The 5,516-nt window shown below is 68.7% G+C and carries 5 protein-coding genes; 3 read left to right on the top strand and 2 right to left on the bottom strand.

The features are described from left to right. From AOK17_RS28295 to AOK17_RS28290, 3 genes are all read left to right on the top strand, one after another. A partial coding sequence (locus AOK17_RS28295; RefSeq protein WP_342671524.1) for a DoxX family protein occupies positions 1-407 on the top strand: 407 nt, incomplete at its 5' end. 26 nt (positions 408-433) lie between these two features. After that, positions 434-598, top strand: coding sequence for a hypothetical protein (locus AOK17_RS51715; RefSeq protein WP_206190850.1), 165 nt, complete (start codon positions 434-436; stop codon positions 596-598). A 49-nt stretch (positions 599-647) separates the two neighbouring features. Next, a complete protein-coding gene (locus tag AOK17_RS28290) occupies positions 648-1,214 on the top strand; it encodes an NADPH-dependent FMN reductase (RefSeq protein ID WP_055615392.1) in 567 nt (188 codons plus the stop codon). Positions 1,215-1,399: 185 nt separating this feature from the next. Here AOK17_RS28290 and AOK17_RS28285 read toward each other — a convergent pair whose 3' ends face one another. Together AOK17_RS28285 and AOK17_RS28280 are read right to left on the bottom strand one after the other, a co-directional pair. Beyond that, on the bottom strand, positions 1,400-2,077 hold the full coding sequence (locus tag AOK17_RS28285) for an isochorismatase family protein (RefSeq protein WP_055615391.1): 678 nt from the start codon (positions 2,075-2,077) through the stop codon (positions 1,400-1,402). A gap of 331 nt (positions 2,078-2,408) precedes the next feature. After that, entirely contained in the window at positions 2,409-5,111 is a 2,703-nt protein-coding gene (locus tag AOK17_RS28280; protein WP_055615390.1) for a winged helix-turn-helix domain-containing protein, read from the bottom strand. Between the last annotated feature and the right edge of the window lie 405 nt (positions 5,112-5,516).

The raw sequence follows: 5,516 nt of genomic DNA, 5'->3' as shown, positions 1-5,516 counted from the left end.
CAACAATGGTGAGACCTCACAAGGTATCTGTGAACGTCGCCCTGTGGGTTGTCGCCACCCTGCTCGCCCTGGTGTTCCTCGGCGCCGGCGCTGCCAAGCTCGCCCAGTCGAAGGAGAAGCTGACCGCGTCCCCGAACATGGCCTGGGCCACGGACTTCTCGCCGGGAGCAATCAGGACGATCGGCTCCCTGGAGGTTCTCGCCGCGATCGGGCTGATCCTCCCCGCGGCGGTGGACATCGCGCCGGATCTGGTGCCGCTGGCCGCTTCCGGCCTGGCACTGACCATGTTCGGCGCCGCGATCCTCCACAGCCGGCGCGGGGAAACGCAGTCGGTCGTCGTGAACGTGGTCCTGCTCGCTCTGACCGTCTTCGTGGCCTGGGGCCGCTTCGGCTCGCAGGCCTTCTGACAGCAGCCGGGAGAACAGGGAAACCCATGCCTGCGATCACCGTGGACGACGTGCTGGTCCTGCCTCGCCTGCCCGGGCTGGACCCGGCCGGCACGGTCCACCGCCTGACGACGGCACAGCACGGCTTCGAGGACTACCGGGCGGGACGCCTCGGCGTCATCCCCGCCCCACACCTCCCCCACACGTCCTGAACAGCCGTTCAGGACGTACTCACAACCAGGAACACAGGTAAGGAACCACATGACCAGGATCGGCATCATCCTCGGCAGCACCCGCCCCAACCGCAACGGCGAGCAGGTTGCCAAGTGGGTCCACGACATCGCCGTCAGCCGTACCGACGCCGAGTTCGAGCTCGTCGACCTGCGTGACTACCCGCTGCCGCACCTGGACGAGCCGCTGCCCCCGACGATGGGCCAGTACCAGAACGAGCACACCAAGAAGTGGGCGGAGAAGATAGCGTCCTTCGACGGCTTCGTCTTCGTCACTCCCGAGTACAACCACAGCACGTCCGGCGTACTGAAGAACGCCATCGACTACCTCTACACGGAGTGGAACAACAAGGCGGCCGGCTTTGTCTCGTACGGCGGGGTCGGCGGCGCCCGCGCCGTCGAGCACCTGCGCCTGGTCGCCGGCGAACTGCAGATGGCCGACGTACGCCAGCAGGTGGCACTGTCGCTCATGACCGAGTTCGAGAACTTCAGCGTCCTCAAGCCCGGCGAATACAACGTGCAGGCCGTCGGCACCCTGCTCGACCAGGTCGTCGCCTGGAGCGACGCCCTGGCCCCCCTGCGCGCCCCCGCTGCCTGAGCCACAGCTCCTCCGATGCCGGGCCCGACGCACCACCGGGCCCGGCATTCCCTTTTCCGGCTCCCGAAACGCGCCGACATGAGCCTCTGAGGCCGAACCTGCTGCGTGGAGGTGATCGGCGACAGCATGACGCGGAGCCTCCCGCACACCTGTGCGGGAGGCTCCAGCTGTGTCGTTGGATCCCTTTACTCGGCCACGTCCAACTTTTCGTCGTACTTGGGCGTCTCAACGATCCCCGCGGAGACCTGAGCCATCAGGTACTGGATCGCGAGGACGGACGCCCCTCCGTGCTCGACCAGGATCGGCTGGATGGCGGCCCTTTCCGGCGACGTGTAGTCGGGCGCCCATTCGAAGGCGACGACCGTCGCGTTCACCGGCTTCGCACCGGCCTGGACCAGGCGAAGCTTCGCGTCCTCGTGGCCCTCCTTGGTGGTGCCGGCCGAACAGTCGGTCATGAAGTAGACCTCGTACCCGTCCTTGAGGGCGCCGAGAACCGCCTGGGTGAGACACACGTCGGTCGCGAGACCGGCCATGACCAGCTTCTTGCGGCCGGTGGCCTCGACCGCGGCCCGCAGAGCGGGATCGGCCCACGCGGCCGTGCTTGTGCGGTCGATCGGGGTGATCTCGGGAAAGACGTCGGTGATCTGGGTGAAGAGCGGGTCTACGAGGACGCCGCCCTTGGCGCCGACCGAGGTCAGAACCGTCGGCACCCCGAGAGCCTTGGCCGTGCGCGAAATCAGGGTGAGGTTTTCGACCAGGAGAGTGGCGTTGGTCTCACACATGAAGGCGACCCAGGGCTGGTGATCAATGAGCACCAGAGCCGAGTTCTCGATCGACAGTTCGGTGGGCGGGTGGGTCGTCATATGCGTCTCACTTCGGAATGGGGGCCGTCACCCGGGGCGCCGGCCTCCCGTGGGCGGTATCGGTTGACGCTGCGTAGCTTGGCGGCCGGCCGGGTGAGCTCTCGTCACACGGTTCGTGTGATCGCTGGGCCCGGGCAGGTCGTGGCCGTCATCGCCCTGACGTCGATCCGGGTTGTGCAACGTGTCGTCGGCTCGCCACGATCTGCGGCCCGGCTTCACCGGCTGCGCGCGGCAGACGGTACGCGCGACCGCGTTCGCGGAGCGGGTGGTGGAGATCGATTGGGTGAGCGATCGTCCTAGGAGGTGGCGTCTGGATCACCGAACGGCACCCCTAGCGGTGGCGAGAGGACGGCCTCAACAGACCCAGCTCGCGGGCACGCTCGACCGCCTCGGTGCGGCGGTGCACTCCGAGCTTGGCGTAGATGTGACGCATGTGCGTCTTTACGGTGTTGACCGAGAGGTAGAGCTCGTTGCCGATCTCGGGTGCGGAGAGATTGCTGGGCAGGAAGCGAAGCACGCGCAGCTGGCCCTCGCTGAGGTTCTCGCGCAGCTGCTGAGGTTCGTCGGCTCGGGCGGGCAGGGACGAGCCCGCGAGAACGTCGAGGATGTCCTGCAGAAGGGACGCGTGGGCGGTGCGGTGTGGCTGGTGGCGTTCGAGCAGGTCGTGGGGCGGCGTCATCACGAAGGGAAAGATGAGCCCGTCCGGCTCGGCGAGTTCCAGCGCGCGCTCGATGTCGGATTCGGCGGTCTGCGTCTGGCCGAGCTGTTCGCGTGCGACCGCGTCGAGGAGGAGCGCCTGGATGACCGAGGAGATGTGAACAACGGAGGCTGAACCGTTCAGAACCGCCGTAAGGGCGTCGATGGCCGCCTGCGGATCGCCGTCGGCGAGATGCACGGAGGCGCGTGCCGCGTGCGCCTCCCCGCAGTCGCGATGCTCCTCGTCCATCCTGGCCAGCGTGGCTCGGGCCCCCTCCACGTCATCCAGCCGCACAAGGGTGTGCACCAGGAACAGGTGCACATGGACGCTCAACGCATGCGGCGCGACCAGCAGCGTCTGGAGCTCCTCGGCGGCACGGAACTCCACGAGTGCCCGCTCGAGCTGATGTCGGCCGACGTGCACCATCCCCCGGGCGAGGTGCAGCACCAGCCCCGTCGCGGGCTCGATGTCCGGGCGCAGCGCTCGCTCGGCCCGGGCGAGCCAGTGCTCCGCCTCCTCGAAGGAGCCTCGCCAGACGTCGTCGCCACATCTCAACGCCAGTGCGACCCAGGTGATCGGCTCTGAGGCCCAGCCCTGGGCCTCTGCGATGGCGATCGCCTCATCGCACCGTTCCCGAGAGAGGGCGAACGAGCGCAGGCCGGCGAGCAGTGCCAGGTGGCCGAGGCAGCCAATCTCCACGTACGGGCGACCGATCCGCCGCGCCAGCTCCAGGCCCTTCTCCAGGTGGTGTGCTGCCTCCTCGAAACGAAACGACCACAGCTCGACGATGCCCAGGTTCATGAGCGCCAGGGCCCTGACGTCGTTGCCAAGCTCGACGTCGGTCAGTGTCTGCGCGTCGGCGGGGCCGAGCAGCGACTTCACCTCGTCGAGCACGGAGCCGAAGTCTCCCCGGCGGCGGGCGAGCAACAGCCGCGCGACCGCGAGTGTGACGTCGAGGCGACGGCGCGGCTCGCCGCGCACCGCCGAAGCGTTGCGCTCGGCGAGGGCGATGTACGCCGCCGCGTCGTCGAGCGAGCCACTGGCGAGTTTGCAGGACGCGAAGACGGCGGCGAGCTCCGGGTCCGAGAGCGCGTCGGCGGGGAACGCGGCGAGCAGGACGCCGATGGTCGCCCCCTGGCCGTTGAGGGAGAGGCTGAAGGAGTGGTCGGCAAGCAGGCGGGTGGCGAACCGCCAGTCCCGAGCGGCCTGGGCGTGCCGGACAGCGTCGACCACGTACCCGTGCTCGCTGTACCACTCGGCCGCGGCCCGGTGCAGCCCCTCGACAGCCTGCGGGTCGCTTCGCCGCAGCTCCAGACGCAAGAGGTCGGCGAAGAGGTGGTGGTACCGGAACCAGGACCGGCTCGCGTCCAACGAGACGACGAACGCGCCCGTTTCCTCGAGCGCCTGAAGCGTCCGCTCCGAACCGGAGTCGCCGACGAGTACGTCGGCGAGCGCTCCGTTCATCCGCTCGGCCACCGAGGTACGGAGGAGCAACCGCCGGACGTTCTCCGGCTGCCGCGCGAGCACCTCGGCGAGCAGGTAGTCGGCGACGGTGCGCTCGCTGCCGGAGAACTCGGCCACCAACCGCCCGGGCTCGGGATGCCCCGCCAGCGAGATCGCTGCCAGCCGCAGTCCCGCGGCCCATCCCTCGGTACGCCCATGAAGGAGCGAGATGTTCTCATCCCCGAGGGCGACTCCGGACGCGGCGAGCAGCGTCCGCGTTTCCTCAAGCGTGAAACTCAGGTCGGACGCCCGGATTTCGGTGAGCCGACCGGCGAGGCGCAGGCGATGCAGGCCTAGCTGCGGATCGTGCCGGGTCGCCAGTACGACCCGGAGCAGCGGGGGCAGCCGCGCGAGCAGCACTTCGAGCTGCGCGAGCGCCTCCGGAGAACCAAGCTCGTGCAGATCGTCGATCACGAGCAGGACCGGCTCGTCCAGCGAGCCGAGCTCGGACAGCAGGCGCCCGACGACCGACTCCCCGTCGAAATCGGGGGATGGCGCGAGCTTCTCCACGAACGCGTCCGCACCGACGGCGGCGCGCAGTTCCTCGATCAACGCGAGCCAGAAGCGCTTCGCATCCCGCTCGCCGCGCTCGATCGATACCCACGCAGTGCGGTCATCGAGCCCGGCTCCCTCGATCCACGACCGAAGCAGAACTGTCTTGCCGCTGCCCGCGGGCGCCGAGACCAGGGTCACGCCACCGCTGCCGGCGTCCGAGAGCAGTTCGAAAAGAGGTCGCCGTGCCACCACCGAAGGCGCCTGCGCCGTGGAAATCTCCCCAGAGACCGTCGCCCGGCCGTCGCCCACCTCGATCTCCCCCGCGTGCGAACCGGTCACGAGTCCTCCGTCGAGCGAACGGCTGATTCCAAGCTTACGCACGCCGCTGCACCGATGGTGTCCTGCCCTTCACCTGCGACATGGTCCCCGCCATCGACGAGGCCCTGCCCGGCCTCACCGTCACCGCCGGCCGCGTCTTCGGCAACTCCTCCGGCCCCATGACCGGCAAACTCGTCCCGCCATGGCTCTGCGCCCGGACCCCGGAGCTGGACATGAACGATTTCCGTTGCAACGGGTCTTTCGAAATACCTCTGGCCTGGCAGCGTCGTGCGCGGTGCCTATGCCACCGCCTCCTCCGCCACAGCGGTCTCCGTCACGCCGGCCTCGGTCGTGCCGGCCTCGGTCCCGTCGGTCCGTGCCGGTTTCTCGAACTGCGTCCGGTAGAGCTCGGCGTATCGCCCGTTC

Origin of the sequence: Streptomyces phaeochromogenes (assembly GCF_001418655.1) — a bacterium.
GTDB lineage: Bacteria > Actinomycetota > Actinomycetes > Streptomycetales > Streptomycetaceae > Streptomyces > Streptomyces phaeochromogenes.
The sequence above is the reverse complement of the archived record's forward strand: the minus strand, read 5'-3'. Positions and strand labels throughout refer to the sequence as shown.

Excerpts from the sequence above, each read along its gene's own strand:
- AOK17_RS28285 (WP_055615391.1), bottom strand. The coding sequence starts at position 2,077 with ATGACGACCCACCCGCCCACCGAACTGTCGATCGAGAACTCGGCTCTG.
- AOK17_RS28290 (WP_055615392.1), top strand. The coding sequence starts at position 648 with ATGACCAGGATCGGCATCATCCTCGGCAGCACCCGCCCCAACCGCAAC.
- AOK17_RS51715 (WP_206190850.1), top strand. The coding sequence starts at position 434 with ATGCCTGCGATCACCGTGGACGACGTGCTGGTCCTGCCTCGCCTGCCC.